At 69.2% G+C, this 20,210-nt stretch carries 19 protein-coding genes; 7 read left to right on the top strand and 12 right to left on the bottom strand.

Annotated elements, in window-relative coordinates; all coding sequences use genetic code 11:
- Positions 1 to 36 precede the first annotated feature (36 nt).
- The 4 genes from ACT2FV_RS08420 to ACT2FV_RS08405 all read left to right on the top strand — a co-directional run bounded on the left by ACT2FV_RS08420 (position 37) and on the right by ACT2FV_RS08405 (position 3,271).
- Positions 37 to 564: a flavin reductase gene (locus ACT2FV_RS08420; RefSeq protein WP_444503629.1), complete on the top strand. Its 528-nt coding sequence runs from the start codon at positions 37 to 39 to the stop codon at positions 562 to 564.
- A 3-nt stretch (positions 565 to 567) separates the two neighbouring features.
- A complete protein-coding gene (locus ACT2FV_RS08415) occupies positions 568 to 1,278 on the top strand; it encodes an ethyl tert-butyl ether degradation protein EthD (protein WP_444503628.1) in 711 nt (236 codons plus the stop codon).
- 67 nt (positions 1,279 to 1,345) lie between these two features.
- Positions 1,346 to 2,266 carry a LysR family transcriptional regulator gene (locus ACT2FV_RS08410; RefSeq protein ID WP_444503627.1) on the top strand — a complete coding sequence of 307 codons (921 nt, stop codon included), beginning with the start codon at positions 1,346 to 1,348 and terminating at the stop codon, positions 2,264 to 2,266.
- A gap of 87 nt (positions 2,267 to 2,353) precedes the next feature.
- Entirely contained in the window at positions 2,354 to 3,271 is a 918-nt protein-coding gene (locus ACT2FV_RS08405) for a LysR family transcriptional regulator (RefSeq protein ID WP_124901430.1), read from the top strand.
- Positions 3,272 to 3,324: 53 nt separating this feature from the next.
- Here ACT2FV_RS08405 and ACT2FV_RS08400 read toward each other — a convergent pair whose 3' ends face one another.
- Together ACT2FV_RS08400 and ACT2FV_RS08395 are read right to left on the bottom strand one after the other, a co-directional pair.
- Entirely contained in the window at positions 3,325 to 4,308 is a 984-nt protein-coding gene (locus ACT2FV_RS08400) for a PDR/VanB family oxidoreductase (protein WP_444503626.1), read from the bottom strand.
- A gap of 157 nt (positions 4,309 to 4,465) precedes the next feature.
- On the bottom strand, positions 4,466 to 5,863 hold the full coding sequence (locus tag ACT2FV_RS08395) for a spinster family MFS transporter (RefSeq protein ID WP_124620851.1): 1,398 nt from the start codon (positions 5,861 to 5,863) through the stop codon (positions 4,466 to 4,468).
- Between the two features lie 410 nt (positions 5,864 to 6,273).
- Here ACT2FV_RS08395 and ACT2FV_RS08390 point away from each other — a divergent pair, with 410 nt between their 5' ends.
- Positions 6,274 to 7,404 (top strand): porin, encoded by a 1,131-nt coding sequence (locus ACT2FV_RS08390; RefSeq protein ID WP_444503625.1) that lies wholly within the window; start codon positions 6,274 to 6,276, stop codon positions 7,402 to 7,404.
- A 32-nt stretch (positions 7,405 to 7,436) separates the two neighbouring features.
- On the opposite strand, the gene ACT2FV_RS08385 is transcribed toward ACT2FV_RS08390, so the two are convergent.
- Positions 7,437 to 8,468, bottom strand: coding sequence for a LysR family transcriptional regulator (locus ACT2FV_RS08385; RefSeq protein WP_444503624.1), 1,032 nt, complete (start codon positions 8,466 to 8,468; stop codon positions 7,437 to 7,439).
- Positions 8,465 to 9,439 carry an AraC family transcriptional regulator gene (locus ACT2FV_RS08380; protein ID WP_444503623.1) on the bottom strand — a complete coding sequence of 325 codons (975 nt, stop codon included), beginning with the start codon at positions 9,437 to 9,439 and terminating at the stop codon, positions 8,465 to 8,467. The genes ACT2FV_RS08385 and ACT2FV_RS08380 overlap by 4 nt, the downstream gene beginning before the upstream one ends.
- 149 nt (positions 9,440 to 9,588) lie before the next feature.
- Between ACT2FV_RS08380 and ACT2FV_RS08375 the strand changes: the two genes are divergently transcribed.
- Both ACT2FV_RS08375 and ACT2FV_RS08370 read left to right on the top strand, forming a co-directional pair.
- Complete coding sequence (locus ACT2FV_RS08375) at positions 9,589 to 10,695, top strand: NAD/NADP octopine/nopaline dehydrogenase family protein (RefSeq protein WP_444503622.1); 1,107 nt, start codon at positions 9,589 to 9,591, stop codon at positions 10,693 to 10,695.
- A complete protein-coding gene (locus ACT2FV_RS08370) occupies positions 10,692 to 11,702 on the top strand; it encodes a 3-hydroxybutyryl-CoA dehydrogenase (RefSeq protein WP_444503621.1) in 1,011 nt (336 codons plus the stop codon). The genes ACT2FV_RS08375 and ACT2FV_RS08370 overlap by 4 nt, the downstream gene beginning before the upstream one ends.
- 134 nt (positions 11,703 to 11,836) lie before the next feature.
- On the opposite strand, the gene ACT2FV_RS08365 is transcribed toward ACT2FV_RS08370, so the two are convergent.
- The 8 genes from ACT2FV_RS08365 to ACT2FV_RS08330 form a co-directional block, all read right to left on the bottom strand.
- Positions 11,837 to 13,174: an MFS transporter gene (locus ACT2FV_RS08365; protein ID WP_059601302.1), complete on the bottom strand. Its 1,338-nt coding sequence runs from the start codon at positions 13,172 to 13,174 to the stop codon at positions 11,837 to 11,839.
- A gap of 172 nt (positions 13,175 to 13,346) precedes the next feature.
- Positions 13,347 to 14,393 (bottom strand): ABC transporter substrate-binding protein, encoded by a 1,047-nt coding sequence (locus ACT2FV_RS08360; RefSeq protein ID WP_124620866.1) that lies wholly within the window; start codon positions 14,391 to 14,393, stop codon positions 13,347 to 13,349.
- Entirely contained in the window at positions 14,390 to 15,541 is a 1,152-nt protein-coding gene (locus ACT2FV_RS08355) for an NAD(P)/FAD-dependent oxidoreductase (RefSeq protein WP_151050501.1), read from the bottom strand. Before ACT2FV_RS08355 ends, ACT2FV_RS08360 begins: the two co-directional genes overlap by 4 nt.
- The gene (locus tag ACT2FV_RS08350; RefSeq protein ID WP_444503620.1) at positions 15,534 to 16,973 is read right to left on the bottom strand and encodes an FAD-dependent oxidoreductase; all 1,440 of its coding nucleotides are present in this window, start codon (positions 16,971 to 16,973) and stop codon (positions 15,534 to 15,536) included. The genes ACT2FV_RS08355 and ACT2FV_RS08350 overlap by 8 nt, the downstream gene beginning before the upstream one ends.
- Complete coding sequence (locus ACT2FV_RS08345) at positions 16,970 to 17,317, bottom strand: (2Fe-2S)-binding protein (protein ID WP_444503619.1); 348 nt, start codon at positions 17,315 to 17,317, stop codon at positions 16,970 to 16,972. Before ACT2FV_RS08345 ends, ACT2FV_RS08350 begins: the two co-directional genes overlap by 4 nt.
- Positions 17,317 to 18,111: an ABC transporter permease gene (locus tag ACT2FV_RS08340; protein ID WP_444503618.1), complete on the bottom strand. Its 795-nt coding sequence runs from the start codon at positions 18,109 to 18,111 to the stop codon at positions 17,317 to 17,319. Before ACT2FV_RS08340 ends, ACT2FV_RS08345 begins: the two co-directional genes overlap by 1 nt.
- Entirely contained in the window at positions 18,108 to 19,097 is a 990-nt protein-coding gene (locus tag ACT2FV_RS08335) for an ABC transporter permease (RefSeq protein WP_444503617.1), read from the bottom strand. The genes ACT2FV_RS08340 and ACT2FV_RS08335 overlap by 4 nt, the downstream gene beginning before the upstream one ends.
- Complete coding sequence (locus ACT2FV_RS08330) at positions 19,098 to 20,180, bottom strand: ABC transporter ATP-binding protein (protein WP_444503616.1); 1,083 nt, start codon at positions 20,178 to 20,180, stop codon at positions 19,098 to 19,100.
- Positions 20,181 to 20,210: the final 30 nt, after the last annotated feature.

Here is a 20,210-nt window from a genome sequence, read left to right as displayed (position 1 = left end):
CGGCACCACGCCGATTCTTCGCAGCAGGAGCACAAGATGAACGAAGCAACGATCCAATGCGACGTCCGCCAGGATTTTCGCGAGGCGATGTCGCGCCTGCCGGCCGGCGTCAATGTCGTCACCACCGACGGTGCGCACGGCCGCTGGGGCATCACCGCGAGCGCGGTCTGCTCGGTGACCGATATGCCTCCGACGATGCTGGTGTGCATCAACCGCGGCAGCCGCGCGCACGACATCATGCGCGGCAACGGGCGCGTCGCGATCAACCTGTTGCCGTCCGCGTGCCAGGAGGTCGCGAGGACGTTCGCCGGCATGACGCCGGCGCCGGGCGATACGCGCTTCGACGACACGCGCTGGCTGGACGGCAAAACCGGCGTGCCGGTGCTGGCCGATGCGAACGTCAGCCTCGAAGGGCGCATCATCGACAGCAAGTCGGTCGGTTCGCATTCGGTGATGTTCGTCGAGGTCGATCACATCGCGCTGCATGCGGCGGCCGACGGGCTGATCTACTTCGGCCGCGCGTTCCACCGGCTCGCGCATCCGCTGGCCGCGCGGGCGGGGTGACGGATGGAAGTCTGCCTGTTCCTGATCGTCGAGCATGGCGCCGATGCCGCCGCTGACGTGCCGCTGGCCGGCATCGGCGATGCCGTGGCGGCGTTGCGCGCCACGCCCGGGCTGGAGCGGCTGGTCGTCCATCGGCCCGTCGCATTGGCCGCCGACCGTGCCGACCCCGTGGCGCGGCCGCCATCGCCCGCATGCGTGCTGCAAGGCTATTTCGCCGAGCTCGACGCGCTCGAAGCGACGCTTGCGCCGACGGGCGCCGCATACGCCTGCATGGTGCGATGGCAGGCGGCAGCTTGGCGCGTCGCGCAGCAGGCGATGGCCGTGCGCCGGATTCAGGTGGCGGGCCCGGGTGTGGGCCCGGGCGCGCGAAGCTGTACCTTCCTCGTCAGCTATGAAGGCGAGGCCGAGGATCCGAACGCGTGGCTGTCGCACTACCTCGATCGTCATCCGCCGCTGATGGCGCAATTGCCGGGCATCCGCGCGATCGAGATCTACACGCGCGTCGATTACCGGAGCGCGCTGCCGGCGCCGCGCGCGCACGCGATGCAACGCAACAAGGTCGTGTTCGACGATGCCGATGCACTGGCGCACGCGCTGGCGTCGCCGGTCCGCCTGCTGATGCGCAGCGATTTCGATGCGCTGCCGCCGTTTTCGGGCGCGACGCCGCATTTCCCGATGGCGAGCGAAAGTTTTGAGATAACATCGGCCGAGTAGTCTGCGCCGCGTCGCGCGACCGCTTGCCGGTCGTGCCGACGCGCCCCCGCCGCGGCTTGCGAGCGCCATGACCAAATCCCATCCGGTCGTCACCGACCTCAACCTGTTGCGGGTGTTCCTCGCGATTTCGGAGCTGCGCAGCCTCACCGTGGCCGGCGAGCGGCTCGGGCTCACACAGCCGGCCGTCAGCCACGCGCTGCGGCGCTTGCGCAATCTCTTCGACGATCCGCTGTTCGTGCGCACGCCGGCCGGCATGGCGCCGACCGACGTGGCGCGCCAGCTGCACGGCCCGCTGACGCGGGCATTCGGAATCATCGATCTCGCGGTGCAACAGGTCGCGCATTTCGATCCGGCCACGGCCAGCCGCACGTTCCGCCTCTCGATGTCCGACATGTCGGAGTTCTATTTCCTGCCGCCGCTGCTCGCGAAGCTCGCGGAAGTCGCGCCGGGCATTCACGTCGAGATCGCGAGCGCGGCGGTCGAGGCGGTCGGCGCCGCGATGCGCAGCGGCGAGATCGATCTCGCGCTCGGCTATGTGCCCGACCCGGGCCTCGGCTGCGTGAGCGAGACGCTGTTCTCGGACGAGCATGTATGCATGGTTCGAGCGGGCCACCCGCTGCGCAAGCGCGCGCCGACGCAGGAAGACCTGACCGCGCTGCGCTACGTCTACGCGAGCAGCAATGCGACCGGCCACCGCATGGTCGAAAAGTGGCTCGACGAGCTGCACGTCGAGCGCACCGTCGTGCTGCGGTTGCCACATTTCATCGTCGCGCCGGAGATCGTTCAGCACACCGATCTGGCGATCATCTTTCCGCGCAGCGTCGCCGAGCGTTTCAATCGCGGTCGCGCGTTCCGGATCTTTCCGCTGCCGTTCGTGCTGCCGCCGATCGAGATCCAGATGCACACGCACGTGCAGTTCGCGGCGGACCCCGGCATCGCATGGCTGCGCGGTGTCATCCACGAGATGTTCCATCGGCCGGAAACCTGACGGCGAATTCTCGCCGCCCGCGTAATAATCCGCTTCACTGATTTAGAATGCGTTCACGCATCAATTGGACGAATAGTGGAGGCGGTCATGACATCGGTCGATCATCTCGATCTGAACCTGCTGCGCGTATTCCAGGCGATCGTCGAGGAGCGCAGCCTGACGAAGGCCGGCGAGCGGCTCGCGCTGTCGCAGCCGGCCGTCAGCTATTCGCTCGGCCGGTTGCGTACGCTGTTCGACGATCCGCTGTTCGTGCGCACGCGCGCGGGCATGCAGCCGACGCCGGTCGCGCTCGAACTCGCGGGCATCGTCGGCAAGGCGCTCGACATGGTGCGTGTGGCGCTGCGCTACGCTGAGCGCTTCGATCCGGCCACCAGCACGCGCACGTTCCGGCTGTCGCTGTCGGACGCGGGCGAGATGGCGTACCTGCCGGCGATCTGCCAGGCGCTGCGCGAGCGTGCACCGCGCGTGACGCTGAGCGTGCAGCCGCTGCCGGTGGAGGAGATCGAGGAAGCGTTGCGCGCGAGCCGGCTGGATTTCGCGATCGGCAACCTGCCGGAGCTGATGCCGCGCACTCGTCACCAGGTGCTGTTCGAGGAGACCTACGTTTGCATGACGGGCCGTCGGCGCGGGCTGCCAGGTGGCGCCGTGCTGAGCCTCGACCAGTTCGTGCGCGCCGCGCACGTCAACGTGAAATCGGTCGAGCACAGCCATCACGCGCTCGACGACGCATTGCGCGCGCAGGGCGTGGGCCGCAACATCGCGCTCGAAGTGCCGCATTTCGTCGCGCTGCCGAGCGTGCTGTCGGTCACCGATCTCTATGCGACGCTGCCGAAGCGGCTCGCGCAGATCCTGAACCGCGATAACGCGTTCCGGCTGTACGACCTGCCCGTCACGCTGCCGCCCGCGCCGGTGACGATGCACTGGCACGAGCATTTCCACGAAGACGAGGGCAACGCGTGGATGCGTGCGCTGCTCGCCGAGATAGTCGAGCGGTTCGACGCGTGACGGCTGCGCGGCGCGTGCGCGCCCGCATGTCGGTTCTTCCATGCATCAAGGCATCAGAGATCGAGGACGAGCACCGCCGATCGCGCACGCGACACGCAGCAGCAGATCACCGTATTGCTCGCACGCTCGGCCTTGCTGAGGCAGTGGTCGCGATGATCGGGCTCGCCGTCGAGCACCGGCACCATGCAGGTGCCGCATACGCCTTCGCCGCATGAGGTATCGACCTCGATGCCGATCCGCGCGAGTGCGTCGACGATCGACGTGTCGGGCGTGACGCGTACCGACTGCCCGCTGCGCTGCAGGCGCACTTCGAAGCCGTGTGCGGGGCCGGCGCCGGCATGGTCCGCACCGATGGCGGCCGGTTCGGCAGCGAAGCGTTCGAGATGAATCGAATCGTCGGGCAAGCGCGTCGCGGCTGCCGCGACGACTGCATCCATGAACGGCCCCGGGCCGCACGTATAGACGTGTGCGTGCGCATCGACCGATTCGACGCAGCGGCCCAGCTCGGCCGCGAGCGCATCGGGCTCGATGCCGTAGTGAAACGTCACGTGCGACGCGAACGGTTCGGCCGACAGTTCTTCGACGAATGCCGCGTGATCGCGGCTGCGCGCGAAGTAATGCAACCGGTAGCGCGCGCCGCGCTTGTGCAGCGCATAGGCCATCGACAGCAGCGGCGTGATGCCGATGCCGGCCGCGATCAGCACGTGCTCGCTTGCGTCATCCGTCAGACGAAACAGGTTGCGCGGCGCGCCGATCGACAGCTCGGCGCCGACGGTCACGTCGTCGTGCAGCGAACGCGAGCCGCCGCGCGACTGCGCTTCCTTCTTCACCGCGAACAGGAAGCTGCCGCGCTCGTCGGGGTTGCCGCACAGCGAGTACTGCCGCGTGATGCCGGACGGCGCGGTGACGTCGATATGGGCGCCTGGTTCGTATGCGTCGAACGGCTGGCCGTCGACGCGCGAAACCCGGAAACAGCGGATATCCTGCGCCGCGTCGATCAGCGCGTCGATCCGGACTTGGTGGCGGTTCGCTTGCATGGGTAAATCCGTGGGGGAGGAGGAACGCGGCGCGGCAGACACCGCGCCGTCATGCGATCGAGAATAGGGAGAGGCATCGCATAAATCAAATCGATTAAAAAGCGATGCCTGAATCAGTGAGATGGATGATGGCCAGGCGACCGATTGCGCTCGATGTTCAGCGGGCGGCGATCGCGTTGGCAGCCTCGGCCGCCTGCGGCGCGGCTGCCGATGCATGGCCGCGTTCGCGATCGAGGCTGCGGCGATAGTGCCGGCACCCGGCTGCCAGCAGCAGCGCGGCGAGCGTGGCCGCCGCTACGTTGACGATCGACATCGAATGGCCGACCGCGGCCGGCGCGCCGAATACGCGATCGGTAAACAGCGCGACCACGGTCGTGCCGATACCGAGCGCGATCAGGTTCGACACGAGCAGGAACAGCGCGGAGATCTGCGCACGCATCTGGTTCGGCGCGAGCGTCTGCATCGCGGCGGTCGACGTCGGCATCGGAAACGACGCGAAGAACATCGCGACGACGAGCATCGCGAGCGACGCCGGCAGGCTGTCGAGCTGCGTGAACAGCGTCGCGGGAATCGCCATGCATGCGGCACCGATCGCGCCGGCACGCATCGGCGCATCGGTGCGGCCGCGCCGCAGCAGCCAGTCGTTGAGCCAGCCGCCGCAGAACACGCCGGCCGTATTCGCGACGAGCAGCACGATGCCGAGCGTGTAGCCGGCTTCGACGGCCGTCATGCCGAAGCGGCGGATGTAGAACGCGGGCGTCCAGCTCAGCAGGCAGTACAGCGTCATCGCGTAGAACGAAAAGCCGAGGTAATGGCACGCGAAGGTTGTGCGATGCGTGCCGACGAAGCGCAGCGAGTCGCGCATGGACACGCGTCGCACGGCGCCCGAGCGATCCTGCGCGAGCCCCTTGCGCTGCGGGTCGCGCACGGTGGCCGCGAACAGCAGCGCGACGAGAATCCCCGGCAGCCCGACGATCAGGAACGTGACCTGCCACGCATGCACCTGCCCGACGACCGGCAGCGTGAACGCGCTCGCGTGCTTGAGCAGCGCGATCACGTAGCCGCCGATCAGGAACGCGACGCCGCCGCCGATGAACGAGCCGAGCGAATACACGGCGATCGCGCGGCCGAGCCTCTCCTTCGGGAAATAGTCGGCGAGCATCGAATACGCGCCGGGCGACAGCGCGGCCTCGCCGACGCCGACGCCCATCCGCGCGACGAACATCTGCACGAAGTGCTGGCTGAACCCGCAGGCGGCGGTCGCGACGCTCCACAGCGCGATGCCGAGCGAGATGATGCGCGGACGTGCGTAGCGGTCGGCGAGATACGCGACGGGCAACCCCATCACCGCGTAGAACAGCGAGAACGCGAACCCGTTGAGCAGGCTGAACTGCGTGTCGGTGAGATGCAGGTCGCGCTTGATCGGTTCGATCATCAGGACGAGCACCTGGCGATCGACGAACGAAAAGACATACGCGAGCATGCAGATGACGACGACATACCATTCGTACGTATAGCGCTTGCCGTCGGCAGCGCGGGCCGTGGGTGCAGACATGCGGATTCTCCAGGAGCGGGCGGTGGAAAAGCGCGGCGCCGGCCTCGCGGGCCGGGTGCCGTCGCGGCGCGAAAGCGTGCGGGTGACACGATTGGAGAGGCAGCGTAGTCGGCCAAATTCGGCCGCCATAGCCGGAGTGACAGCCGCGCCACACGGACATCTACCGACCCGGATAAAGAAAACACCGAGGCCGTGCGCACGGGGCGCCGCGCAGCGCGCGTGCGGCGGGGCGCGTGCGCATCATGCGGCACATCTATAAGCGTTATAGAGCGGATTGCGTCGACGTCCGAAATTGTCGTTCCTAGACTCGGCCCGTTTTTGATCGGCAGCGTTGGCCCTTCGCGGCGAATGCGCTTCACATCAAGCGGCGCGATGCCGACAGGCGCCGCAATCTCCACGGGACGACCAAGATGAACCATCCGAACGGGCGAGCCGACCGGCTTGCCGCACCGCTTGCCATGCTGGCTGCCGCGCTGCTTGCATGCGTATCGCTGCCGGCTGTCGCACAATCGAGCGTGACGCTCTACGGCCGCGTCGATACCGCGATCGAGTACGCGAACGCCGGGCCGAACCACGTTGCACGCATGGGCAGCGGCAACCTGTGGGCATCGCAGTGGGGATTGAAGGGTGTCGAGGACCTCGGCGGCGGCTACGCGACGATCTTCAAGCTCGAGGACGGCTTCAACGCGGCGAGTGGCGCATTGTCGAACAGCAGCGCGCTGTTCGGCCGCGAGGCCTGGGTCGGCATCACGGGGCCGTTCGGTGGCGTGCAGCTCGGCGAGCTCTACACGATCGTGCATACCACGCTCGTCACGTACAGCCTGCCCGGCCTCGGCGCGGGCCTCGCATGGGGCAACGCGACGAACAACTTCGTCGGACCCGCGTTCCTGCGCGTGCGCAACGCGATGCGCTACACGTCGCCGCGTTATGCGGGCTTCATGCTGCGCGCGATGGCCGCGCGCGGCACCAACGGCGCGGCCGGCCGGCCGGCATCGCTCGGCGACACGTACGGCGCGGGCCTCAACTACGTGCGCGGCGGGTTGTCGGTCGACGTCGACTACATGCAGCAGAAGTTCAGCCCGGTCGCCGCACCCGCGCTCGGCGACACGAGCCCGGCCGCGAACGGCAACTACACGGTCGGCGCGATCTCGTACGACTTCGACGTCGTGAAGGTCGCTGCGCTGTACATGCGGCATCGCGGCGGCCCGGATGTCGCGGCCGCGATCGACAGTCAGAGCGCGTATCCTCACAGCGACACGATGGAACTCAGCGCGACGGTGCCGATCGGGCACGCGTCGCTGCTGCTGAGCATCGGCCACTACCGGAAGGTGGCCGACAGCGATGGCAACGCCGATTCGTACGGCATCCGCTTCGACTATCCGTTGTCGAAACGCACGGTGCTGTACACGGGTGCCGCGATGGTGCGCAACGGCGCACATGCGCGCTTCGTCGTGAACGGCGCGGCGGGCGGCGGCGTCGCGGTCGCCAAGCCCGGCGCGACCGCCAGCTCGATCGTCGCGGGCATCCTCACGTCGTTCTGACCGCCGACGGCTGGCCCTGTCCGCCTGCGCCGCTACGCGCAGGCGGGTGGTTGCGGCGCGAGCCATGCATCGAACGGCGCCTGCCGGCCGATATCGAACAACTCCAGCAGCAGCGCACGCAGCCACCGATGGCCCGGGTCCGCATCGAAGCGCCGGTGCCAGTACGCATTGACCGCCCACTCGCCGGCACCGGCGATCTCGTACAGTGCGCACGGCTGCCGCGCGGCGAACGTGATCGCGATCGTTTCCGGCAGGATCAGCGCATAGTCGCCCTGTTCGAGCAACGCAGGCACCACCATGAAGTCGGGGAGCGCCGCACGCACGCGCGGCATCAGTCCGTGCCGCACGAGCAACTGCATCGACTGCGGATGCGTGGACACCGCGACGAAGCGCAGCGTGTCCGGCGCGTCGCCGTCGAGCACGAAATCGTCGGGCATCGCGACGCGCTGCGCGGTGCGGCGCGGCATCAGCAGCACGCAGCGCTCGTGCAGCAGCGCGGTGCGCTGGAAGTGGCTCGACGCGTCCGCGAAATGTCCGAGCGCGAAATCGATGCGGCCCGATTCGAGCGCGACGTTGAGCTGGCATTCGTCGACGTGCAGCGTCTCGATCACCGCGCCCGGTGCGCGCCGGTCGAATTCCGCGAGCAGCGTCGGCAGGAACGCGCTCGCCGCGAAGTCGCTCATGTGTAGCCGGAACACGCGCTGCGTGCTGTCTGGCACGAACCGCGAGCCTTCGTCGAGCACGTCTTGCAGGATCGCGAGGGCCTTGTCGACCGACACGGCGAGCCGTTGCGCGCGCGGCGTCGGCTCGACGCCGGTGCCGGTGCGCACGAACAGCGCGTCGCGAAACATCAGCCGCAACCGGCCGAGCGCGTAGCTGACCGACGGCTGCGTGACGCCGAGCCGCAACGCCGCACGGCCGACATGCCGCTCCGTATAGACCGCGCGAAACGTCTTCAGCAGATTCAGGTCGAGGTCCTGCACGCGCAGGCCGTCGGGCGCGTCCGCGTCGTGCGGCGCGGCTTCATGGCGGGCTGGCGGCCGGCCGGTGGCGGAATGCGTCATCGTGCTTGCCTCGCGGTGACGGAAGGTGCGTGGCCGTAACGCCGCGCGTAGGCCTTCGCGAAATGGCCGAAGCCATGAATGCCGTGCGCGAGCAGCACGTCGGTCACGCTGCGTGCGTCGCCGCGTTCCAGCGTGGCGTGCACCGCGGCCAGCCGGCGCTCGCGCACGTATGCGGCCGGCGTGGTGTTCAGGAACGCGCGAAATGCGTGCTGCAGCGTGCGCGGCGCGACGCCCGCGACGGCTGCCAGCGCGGTGAGCGCGAGCGGATCCCCCAGATGCGCGTCGACGTGGTCGCATGCGCGGCGCACGTGCGCCGGCAGCGGCGGCGTGCCGCGCGCCAGCGCAGCGCTGTACGAATGCGGCAGGTGCGTGAGCAGCAGCGACATCAGCCAAGCGGTGAGATCGGCGCCGAACGTCGTCGTCGACGCGCCGATGTGCGGCTGTGCGCCGAGCCGGCACAGGTATTCGAAGGTCGGCAGCACGAGCGCGACGCCCGTGCCGTTGCCGCCGGCGGCAAGATCGAACTGCAGCGGCCGCGTGAGCGTCGCGTGCAGCATGTCCCGCAGCTTGCGTTCGAGTGCGCCGCGTTCGAGTCGCAGCACCAGGTTGCGGCAATCGGGACTTGTGCACAGGCGGCTCGCGCGCGCCGGCGACGACACGGTCAGCTGGCCCGGGCCCGCCCGCGCGACGCCATCGCCGGCCCGCAGTTCGCACGCGCCCGACAGCGTCAGCCGGAACAGGAAATGATCGGCATCGTCGCCGAAATCGATGCGCGTTTCGCGGCCGTAGCAGAGTTCGAGCAGCGCGCCGTGATGCAGCGGCACCTCATACAGCTCCGCATGAAACGGATCGCGGCCGCGCGCGGCCATCCGGTGCGGCCCGAGCCGGTGCGCGACCGCGCGTTCGACTTCGTCGGGCGCATGCAGCGTGCCGAGCCGGTTCGGCGCATGTCGGGAGAGCGCGATATCCATATGGTGGCCTCGTATTGGATGCGTGAGCGCGGCGGCGTGCGTGTTGTTGCGATTGCGTTGCGCGAACGGGCGTGCCGTTGCGCGTTTCGAAGCGACGCGATATGCGCCACCGCGTAGTCTCGGAACCATTCACTCACCGGGAGACAACGATGAAGGTATGTGTACTGGGCGGAGGCCACGGCTGCCATGCGGCCGCGATCGACCTGTTTGAGAAGGGCCACGACGTGACGTGGTGGCGGCGCGACCGCGAACCGCATGCGCGGCTGCGCGAGCTCGGCGCGTTGCACGTGACCGACTATCGCGGCAAGCGCGCGGTGCCGCTCGGCGACGCGCCTGGCGCGATCCGCCTGACCGACGATCTCGCGGCCGCGCTGCGCGGCGCGCGGCTCGTCGTGGTGCCGCTGCCGGCCGTTTCGCACGACGCGCTCGCCGCGCAGGTCGCGCCGCTGCTCGAGGACGGCCAGGTCGTGTTCCTGCCGCCCGGCACGTTCGGCAGCTTCGTGTTCGCGCGCGCGGCGGCCGACGCCGGCAACCGTGCGCGCGTTGCGTATGCGGAGACGGGCACGCTGCCGTATCTGGTGCGCAAGCACGGCGAGAACGCGGTCGTGATCAGCGCGTATGCGACGCGCCTGCCGACCGGCGTGTTTCCTGCGAACGCGGCCGGCTGGGCGTTCGACGTGCTGCGCGCGGGCTATCCGCCGGTCGAGCCGGTCGAGGATGCGCTGTCGGGCGCGCTGATGAATGCGGGCCCGGTGATCCACCCGCCGCTGATCCTGATGAACGCCGGGCCGCTCGAACACTTCGACGCGTGGGACATCCACAACGAAGGCACGCAACAGTCGATCCGCCGCGTGACGAACGCGCTCGACGCAGAACGCATCGCCGTGCGCGAAGCACTCGGCTATCGCGCGCCGCATTTCCCGCTCGCGGACCACTATGCGACCGACGGCGACGAATGGATGTACGGGCGAGGCGCGCACGGCAAGCTGACCGACAGCGGCGACTGGCGCGAGAAGATCGATCTGTGCACGCATCGCTACATGCTCGAGGACACCCGGCTCGGGCTGTCGTTCATCGTGTCGTGCGGGCGTTGGGCGAACGTGCCGACGCCCGTTGCGCAGGGGCTGCTGAGCGTCGCGTCGGCGGTGACCGAGCGCGACCTGTATGCGCAAGGCCGTACGCTGGACGGGTTCGGCCTTGCCGCCCTGTCGCGCGATGCGATGCGCGCGCTGCTCGATGCGGGATACGCCGCATGACGCCCGCCACCGACGTGACGCGCGTGCACGTGCTCGGCGCCGGACGCATGGGGCAGGGGATAGCGCTCGTCTTCGCATTCGCGGGCCTCGACGTGACGCTGATCGACTTCAAGCCGCGCGACGCGCAAGGATGGCGTGTGTTCGAGGATCGCACGCGAGGCGAGATCCTGCGGCCGCTGCATGCGCAGGTCGCGCTCGGGCGTATCGACGACACGCACGCCAGGGCCGTGGTCGCGCGTATCGCACTGGTCGCGCAAGACGGCGCAGCAGACGCCGTGCGCGGCGCCGGCATCGTGTTCGAATCGCTGCCCGAAGTGCTCGATGCAAAGGTCGACGCGCTGCGCTGGCTGGGCGAGCATGTCGATGCGTGCGCAACGATTGCGTCGACGACGTCGACGTTCGTCGTCACCGAGCTGCAGCGCCATGTTGCACACCCTGAACGGATGCTGAACGCGCACTGGCTGAACCCGGCGTTGCTGATGCCGCTCGTCGAGATCAGCCGCAGCGGCGCGACCGATCAACGGGTCGTCGATGCACTGGCCGCGCTGCTCGAGCGCGTCGGGAAGAAGCCGGTGATCTGCGGGCCGGCGCCGGGCTACATCGTGCCGCGCATCCAGGCGCTCGCGATGAACGAGGCCGTGCGCATGGTGGAAGAGGGTGTCGCGAGCGCCGAGGACATCGACACCGCGATCCGCACCGGCTTCGGCCCGCGCTTCGCGGTGCTCGGGCTGCTCGAGTTCATCGACTGGGGCGGTTGCGACATCCTGTACTACGCGTCGACGTATCTCGCCGGCGAAATCGGCCCGCGCTTTGCGCCGGCCGACAGCGTCGTGCGCAACATGGAAGCCGGGCGCGACGGCGTGCGCACGGGGGCTGGCTTCCACGACTATGCGGACGTCGACGTCGCCGCGTACATGCGGCAGCGGCTTGGCGAGTTCGGGCGCTTGCTCGATCATCTGGGGCTGGCGCCGGTGTTCGACGGCGCGGGGCGGGCATCGGGCATGTAGCCGTCGCGGCAGGGCCGCGTGGGCGTCGGACGGTGCTGGCAGGGTGGGGATGCCTGCGCCGCACGACGCGCTGCTGCATCGGCCACGGCCGGCTGGCGCACGTGGCCCGACCTGCGTGCGGGCGCGCCGCACGCTCACGCCCCGTCGCCGTGCGAATCGCCAGCCCGCACGACGCGCGTCTCGCGCATCGCGCATAGCGTCACGACGGTCACGAGGCCGAGCGCAACGAGGAACAGCGACACAGGCCACGAAGCCTGGTAGCGCGCGAGCAGCGCGGTCGCGATCAACGGCGACATCCCGCCCGCGAAGATCGACGCGACTTCATGACCGAGCGCGACGCCCGAATAGCGCACCTCGGTGCTGAACAGCTCGCCGACCAGCGCGGGCAGCGTGCCGATCATCGCGCCGTGGCTCACCGCGGTTCCGACCGTCAGCGCGAGCCACACGAGCGGCGTCGCGCGCGTGTCGAGCAGCCAGAAGAACGGGAATGCACACGCGATGAGGCTCAGCGCGCCGATCAGGTACACGGGCTTGCGGCCGATCCGGTCGGACAGGCGGCCCCACGCGAGCATCGCGGCCATCTCGACGACCATCGCGATCATCACGCCGGTCAGCATCACGCCGTTCGGGATGCCGACATATCTGCCGTAGACGAGCGAGAACGCGAGGAAGATGTACGCGCCGCCGTTTTCGGCGACACGGAGCCCCATCGCGAGCAGGATTTCCTTCGGATGGCGGCGGAGGCATTCGACGACCGGTAAATGCGTGTGCGCGCCGCGCTTGCCGGCCTGCTCGTAGTCGCGGCTTTCCGGAAGGTGACGGCGGATATAGATGCCGATCGCGAAGATCGCGATGCTCGCGAGGAACGGCAGCCGCCAGCCCCAGGTGCGGAACGCGTCGTCGGGCAGTGCCTGTGCGGCGAGAAACGCGGCCGACGACAACACGAAGCCGCCGCCGACGCCGAGCTGGCTCCACGCCGCGTAGTAGCCGCGCTGCTCGGGCGGTGCGTTCTCGCTGATCATCAGCACACCGCCGCCCCATTCGCCGCCGGACGCGATGCCTTGCAACAGCCGCAGCACGACGAGCGCGGCCGGTGCCCACAGGCCGACCTGCGCGTAGGTCGGCAGCAAGCCGATCGCGAACGTCGACGCGCCCATGATCAGCAGCGTCCACACGAGTGACGCCTTGCGGCCGTAACGGTCGCCGACATGGCCGAACACGATCCCGCCGAGCGGCCGCGCGACGAAGCCGAGCGCGAACGCCGCGAACGCGGCGAGGCTGCCGGCGAGCGGCGACGCGCCCGGTGGAAAGAACACGTGGCCGAACACGAGCGCGGCGGCCGTTCCGTAGACAAAGAAGTCATACCATTCCATCGCGTTGCCGGCGACGGAGGCGATGACGATTCGGCGAAGCTGCCGGTCGGCGAGCGGCCGGGCGGCGCTCGGGGACTGCACGGTGTCGGTCGGGTACATGGCGGACTCTGAAGGGGGCGGGTGCGTGCCGTCTCTGGAACGCATGCGGCACTGCGGGCTAGTGTTGTCGGCACTGCCGCCCCGGTCAAATCCGCAGAAAAAGGGGAGTGTCATCACTCCCGCAAATGATGGTCGCGGCGCGCACGGCCGTGCCCGCGCGCGCCGGCGCCTGTTAACGCTCGATCTGCCGGTTCCAGCGCGTGTCCCACTGCGCGCGGCGCGCGTTGATCGCCGTCCAGTCCACCACCGTCACCTTGCGCACCAGATCGTCGACGTTGCCGAGGCTTTGCTGCATCGCGGCGGGCATCTTCGCGAGACGGTTGGTCGGGATCTGCTTGCCGGCCTCGGCCGCCTTCGTCTGCGCCGGCGCGGACAGCAGGAACTGCGCGAGCTTCTGGGCCAGTTGCGGATCCGGGTTGTTCGCGACCACGCACAGGTCGACGAGCAGCAGCACCGGGCCTTCCTTCGGGTTCGCATACGCGACCGGAATGCCCTTGTCCTGCAGGTCGCCGACGCCGGTCGGCGTCAGCGGGAACAGGCCGGCCTCGCCGGTCTGCACCATCTCGGAGATCTTCGCCGAGTTAGGGATGTACTCGACGACGTTCGGCCCGACCGTGCTCGCCCACTTGCTGAAGCCGGGCTCGACGTTCTGTTCGTTGCCGCCGAGCAGCCGGTTGATCGCGAGGAAGCCGTGCAGCCCGAAGGTACTGCTCGACGCCGACTGGAACACGACCTTGCCCTTGTATTTCGGATCGGCGAAATCCATCCACGACGTCGGCGGCGCCCAGCCTTTTTCCGCGAACAGTTTCCTGTTGTACGCGATGCCGGTCATCCCGAGCTGCACGCCCGCGCCGACGTCATCCTTCATCCGCGCGAACGGGTACAGCTCCTTCAGCACCGGCGAATCGTCGAGCTTCTGGCACACGCCGAGGCTGACCGCGCGCGCCATCACGCCGTCGTCGAGGAAGGCGACGTGGATCTGCGGCTTGTTGCGGTTCGCGAGCAGCTTCGCGAGCACGTCCGATGACGTGCCGGGTACCACGACGACCTTCACGTTGTTCGCCTTCTCGAAGTCAGGCAGCACCTGGCTCGTGTAGGCCTTTTCCATCGGCCCGCCGTTCATGCCGACGTAGATCGTCTTCGTTTGCGCGAACGCGGGCGCGCCGGCGCCTGCGATGCAGAGGGCGGCAGCCGCCGCGATCGTTCCGAGCAGTTTCATCGTTGGGTCTCCTCTTGACGGAAAGGGGCGGTCGGCATGGTTCGCGGAGCGAAGCGGCCGATCGAGAATGCATCGAGTGGCGTGGCGGTTTCGCCGGTCGTGACGAGATCGGCGAGCACCTCGCCGACGCCCGGCGCGAGCAGGAAGCCGCCGCCGGAAAAGCCGAACGCATGCAGCAGGTTCGGCGTGGTGCGGCTCGCGCCGATGATCGGGTTGTGGTCCGGCGTGCAGCCTTCGACGCCGCTCCACGTGCGGATCAGCAGCGCGTCGCGCAAGGCGGGCAGCAGCGCGCACGCATCGCGCATCACCGAGCGTGTCGTATCGACCGACGGCTGGCCGAACTCGCAGTCGCCCCTGCCGCGCCCGCCGCCGATCACGCAGTTGCCGCGCGCGACCTGCCGCGCGTACACGCCGCCGCCGTACACGCCGAGGTTGTGCGTGATGAACGGCGGCAGCGGTTCGGTCACCCACATGTTCGGATAGATCGGCTCCATCGGCACGGCTTCGCCGAAGCGTTCTGCGATCGCGTTCGCCCATGCGCCGGCCGAATTGATCAGCCACGTTGCGGTGCATACGCGGTCGCCGACATGAACGTGAAAGCGCGTGCCGTCGTGACGGACATCGTCGACCGGCGCGTGCTCGAATACGTCGGCGCCTGCCGCGCGGGCTGCACGCGCGAACGCGGGCGACACGACGCGCGGGTTCGCGTGTCCGTCGGTCGCGCACAGCGAGCCGCCGACCGCCGCGCGGCCGAGCCATGGATAGCGGCGACGGAACGCATCGCCGCGCATCACCTGCAGCGGCAGGCCGTGCTCGCCGGCGAGCGCCGCATAGGCGTCGAGTGCATCGAGATCGGCGTCGCTGCGCGCGAGGCGCAAATGGCCCGACACGACGAACTCGCCGTCGATGCCGATCAGCTCCGGCAGGCGATCCCAGATGCGGCGTGCGCGCAGCGCGAGCGGCAGCTGTTCGGCCGGGCGGCCCTGGCAGCGCACGCCGCCGTAGTTCACGCCGCTCGCCTGTGCGCCACAGTCGCGGCGCTCGAACAGGGCGACGCGCAAGCCGCGCCGCGTCAGCGCCAGCGCGGCCGATGCACCGACGAGCCCGCCGCCGACGATCGCGACGTCGTAGTGGCGAAGGTCACTCATCGCGCGCCTCGTCGGGAATCGCCGCGACATCGTCACCCGCGAGCGCGGCGGAGATCGGAAACGGCTTCACCGGCGGTTGCGCGCGCAACCGACCGACGTCCGCGAGCGAGCGGCCGGTTTCCGCGGCGAGCACGAGTGCGGTCGCGTCGCCGCACATGCGGCCCTGGCAGCGGCCCATCCCGGCGCGTGTCAGCGCCTTCAACCGATTCAGCTCGGTCGCTTCGCCGCCGCGAATGCAGCGTCGCAGCGTGCCCGCGTCGATTTCCTCGCAGCGGCACACGATCGTGTCGTCCGGGCAGCGCGCGGCGAGTGCGGCGGGCGGCGCGAACGCTGCTTCGAGGCCCGCGCGGAACGTGCCGAGCCGGGCGAGCGTGCGTTCCAGCATCGCCGCGTCGGGTTTGCCGGAACGCGCGGGCGACGGCGTCTCGATGCCCGCATCGTCGAGTAGCGCCAGTGCCGCGCGTCGCCCGGACGCCTCGGCCGCGTCGGCGCCTGCGATGCCGGCACCGTCGCCCGCGACGTAGATGCCGCGCACCGACGTGCGGCCGGCCGCGTCGCGTTCTGGCAGCCATGCGCGGTTGAGCGGATCGAAACGGAACCGGCAGCCGGCGAGATCCGCAAGCTGCGTTTCCGAACGCAGACCGAAGCCGAGGCCGAGCGCATCGCAGTCGAGCAGCCGCGGCGGCGCGTCACCGCCGGCCGCGCGCCAAGCGAGTCCCGTCACGTGCCGCTCGCCGAGCACGCGCTCGAGCGTGACGCCCGTTTCGATCGCGACGCCGTGCGCGCGCAGCCAGCCGATGTAGTAGAGCCCCTTCGCGAACGTGGACGGCATGCGCAGCAGCGCGGGAGCGGCCGCCGCCTGCTGGCGCAGCGGGCTCGTGTCGAGCACCGCCGCGACCTGCGCGCCGGCCTTCGCGTACTGGTAGGCGACGAGGTACAGCAATGGTCCCGTGCCCGCGAACACGATGCGGCTGCCGATCGCGCAGCCCTGTGCCTTCAGCGCGACCTGTGCGCCGCCGAGCGTGTAGACGCCGGCGAGCGTCCACCCCGGCACCGGCAGCATGCGATCGGTCGCACCGCTCGCGACGATCAGGTGCGAGAACGGCACGGTCGTCTCGCGGCCGTCCTGGAGTGCGTCGACGCGGCCCGCGCCGCACGCCCATGCGAGCGTGTCCGGCCGGTAATCGACGTGCGGCAGCAGCGCGGCCATGGTCCGGTGCACGGCATCGGCCTTCGCGGCCTCGAAGCCGTACAGCACGCGCTTGCCGCGCGCGAACGCACCGTCGGCCGGCGGCTGACGATAGATCTGTCCGCCCCAACGCGCGTTCTCGTCGATCACGACGGGGCGCAGCCCCGCGTCGACCAGCGCCTCGGCCGCGCGCACGCCGGCCGGTCCCGCGCCGACGATCACCGGTCGCAATGCGTCGTTCATGATGCATCTCCGGCTGCGGCGGGCTGCGCGCCGGTGAGAATCCGCATGCCGTCGGCGATCGGTGTCGAGCATGCGCGCACGCGTGTGCCGGCCTCGGTGCGCACCCAGCAGTCCTGGCACGCGCCGATCAGGCAGAAGCCCGCGCGCGGCTTGCCGCTGAATTCGCTCACGCGCACACGGCGCTGCGCGACGAGGATCGCGGTGAGCACGGTGTCGCCGGCGAGCGCGTGCGCGGGACGGCCGTCGAGCGTGAACGCGACGGCGGCGCGCTCGCATTCGGCGATGCGCACGAACTGCGCGCCGTCGTCCGCGATGCCGGTGGAACGGGAAACGGAAGTCGTCATCAGTGTTGGCCGATCAGGATGCGGTTCAGGCCGTACACGCGATCGAGCAGCAGCATCGCGCCGGCGGTGATGAAGATGACGAGCGCCGACACCGACGCCATCATCGGGTCGATCGATTCGGTCGCGTACATGTACATGCGCACCGGCAGCGTGACCGTCTGCGGCGACGTGACGAAGATCGACATCGTCAGTTCATCGAAGCTGTTGATGAACGCGAGCAGCCAGCCGCCGGTGATGCCGGGCACGATCATCGGCAGCGTGATGCGGCGGAACGTCGTCCACGGATCGGCGCCGAGCGAGCACGCAGCCTGTTCGACGCTGCGATCGAGGCCGGCGACGGATGCGAGCACGAGCCGCATCACGAACGGCGTGATGACGATCATGTGCGCGAGCACCAGCCACGCGAACGAGCCGGTCGCGCCGATCAGCGCGAAGAACCGCAGCAGCGCGATGCCGAGCACGAGGCCGGGGATCACGAGCGGCGACAGCAGCAGGCCGTTCAGGAACGCGCGGCCGGGAAACGCCGCACGGCCGATCGCGAGCCCGGCGGGCAACGCGATCGCGAGCGACAGCATCGCCGACGCGAACGCGAGCTTCACGCTGTTGGCAAATGCGGTGACGAAGTCCGGATAGTCGAGGATCGCGCGGAACCAGCGCAGCGACAGGCCGTGCGTCGGCAGCGTCAGTGTTTCGTCGGGCGTGAACGCGACGAGCACGACGATCACGAGCGGCGCGAGCACGAACAGGATCACGAGCGTGTGGAACGCCAGGGCGAACGGGCCGTTCTTTCTCATCGGGAAGCGCCTCCGAGGCTGCGCGCATAGCGGCGTTCGAGCACGCGGTAGTAAGTGAGCATCACGACGAGGTTCGCGACCAGCAGCAGCACCGCGATCGTCGCGCCCAGCGGCCAGTTCAGCGAGCCGAGGAATTCGTCGTAGACGGCGGTCGCGGCGACCTTCAACCGGCGTCCGCCGAGCAGGCCCGGAATCGCGAACGCGCTCGCCGACAGCCCGAACACCATCAGGCTGCCGGACAGCACGCCGGGCATCAGCTGCGGCACCACGATGCGACGCAGCGTCGTGAACGGCGACGCGCCGAGCGACAGCGCCGCGTGCTCGGTCTGCGGATCGAGCCGCTGCAGCGCGGTCCACACGGGGATCACCATGAACGGCAGCATCACGTGCACCAGCGCGATCACGATCGCGAACGTCGTGTATTCGAGCTTGTACGGCCCGAGACCGACGAGCCCGAGCGCCTGGTTCACGAGCCCGCTCGTGTTGAGCAGCATGCTCCAGCCGAACGCGCGCACGACGACCGACACGAGCAGCGGCGCGAGGATCGCGAGCAGGAACAGCGAGCGCCACGGGTCGCGCATTTTCGACAGCACGTACGCTTCGGGCGTGCCGATCGCGACGCAGATCGCGGTGGTCAGCGCGGCGATGCCGAACGTGCGCGCGAAGATCGTGTGGAAGTACGACGAGCCGAGCACCTCCGCGTAGTTGCCGAACTGGAACGCGGCGATCGGGCCCGTGGCCGGATCGTAGCGGTAGAACGTGAGCGCGAAGGTCATCGCGAGCGGCACGAGCACGAGCGCGGCGAAGAGCAGGAACGCGGGCGCGCACATCAGCCACAGCGGCGCATGGGCGCGCCATGACGCACGCAGCGTGCGGCCACTGGTGGCGCGGAGCGGCGCCGCATCGACCGACGCAGCGGCTCCGGCCGATTGCGCGAGCGCGGCCGGCGTGCCGTCGGTCGGGAGCGGTCGGGCAGGTTGTCCCATTCAGGCCTCCCGCCGCATCACGCGCACCGCATCGCTGTGCCAGTCGACGCCGACCGGCGCACCTTCCGCGAGCGGCTCCGCGCCTTCGTTCTGGCAACACACGAGCACTTCTCCGAGCGCGCTGTCGACGCGGTACAGCCACTGGCTGCCGAGGAAGAAGCGGCTCGTGACCGTCGCGGCGAAACGGCCCGCGCCCGGCGCGCACAGTCGCAGTTTTTCAGGGCGGATGCACACCGACACGGCGTCGCCGATGCGCACGTCGCGCTCACGCGCCGGCAGGTGCGCGGTGCGGCCCGTCTCCGCGAGATCGTGGCCGAGGTCGATGCGGATTGCGTCGCCGTCGTGCGCGACGACGGTGCCGGGCAGCAGGTTCGCCTTGCCGATGAACTGCGACACGAAGTGGTTCTCCGGGCGCTCGTACGCGCGGTACGGCGTATCGGTCTGCGTGATGCGGCCGGCTTCCATCACGACCACGCGATCGCTGATCGACAGCGCTTCCGATTGATCGTGCGTGACCATGATCGTCGTCGTGCCGATCTTGCGCTGGATGGCGCGCAGTTCGAACTGCATCTCTTCGCGCAGCTTCGCGTCGAGGTTCGACATCGGCTCGTCGAGCAGCAGCACCGGCGGTTCGATCACGACCGCACGCGCGATCGCGACACGCTGCCGCTGGCCGCCGGACAGCTCGCGCGGAAAGCGGTGCGCGAGCGCATCGAGACGCACGAGCGCGAGCGCCGCGCGGATGCGCTCGGCGCGCTCCGCCTTGTCGACGCCGCGCATGTCGAGGCCGAAGCCGACGTTTTCCGCGACGCTCATGTGGGGAAACAGCGCATAGCTCTGGAACACGATGCCGAGCCCGCGGCGGTTCGGCTTCATGTGCGTGATGTCCTGACCGTCGAGCGCGATGCGGCCGCGCGTGACGTCGACGAAGCCGGCGATCATCTGCAGCGTCGTGGTCTTGCCGCAGCCCGACGGCCCGAGCAGCGACACGAATTCGCCTTGTTCGACCGACAGGTTGACGTCGGCGACGGCGGTGAGCTCGCCGAACGATTTCGTCAGATCCGTAAGCGTGAGAAACGACATGGGGAGCTCCGGGTTCGCACACCGGATGGC

The sequence above is a fragment of the Burkholderia sp. PR2 genome (assembly GCF_052372875.1).
Classification (GTDB): domain Bacteria; phylum Pseudomonadota; class Gammaproteobacteria; order Burkholderiales; family Burkholderiaceae; genus Burkholderia; species Burkholderia diffusa.
This window is presented reverse-complemented; position numbering and strand designations above follow the sequence as displayed.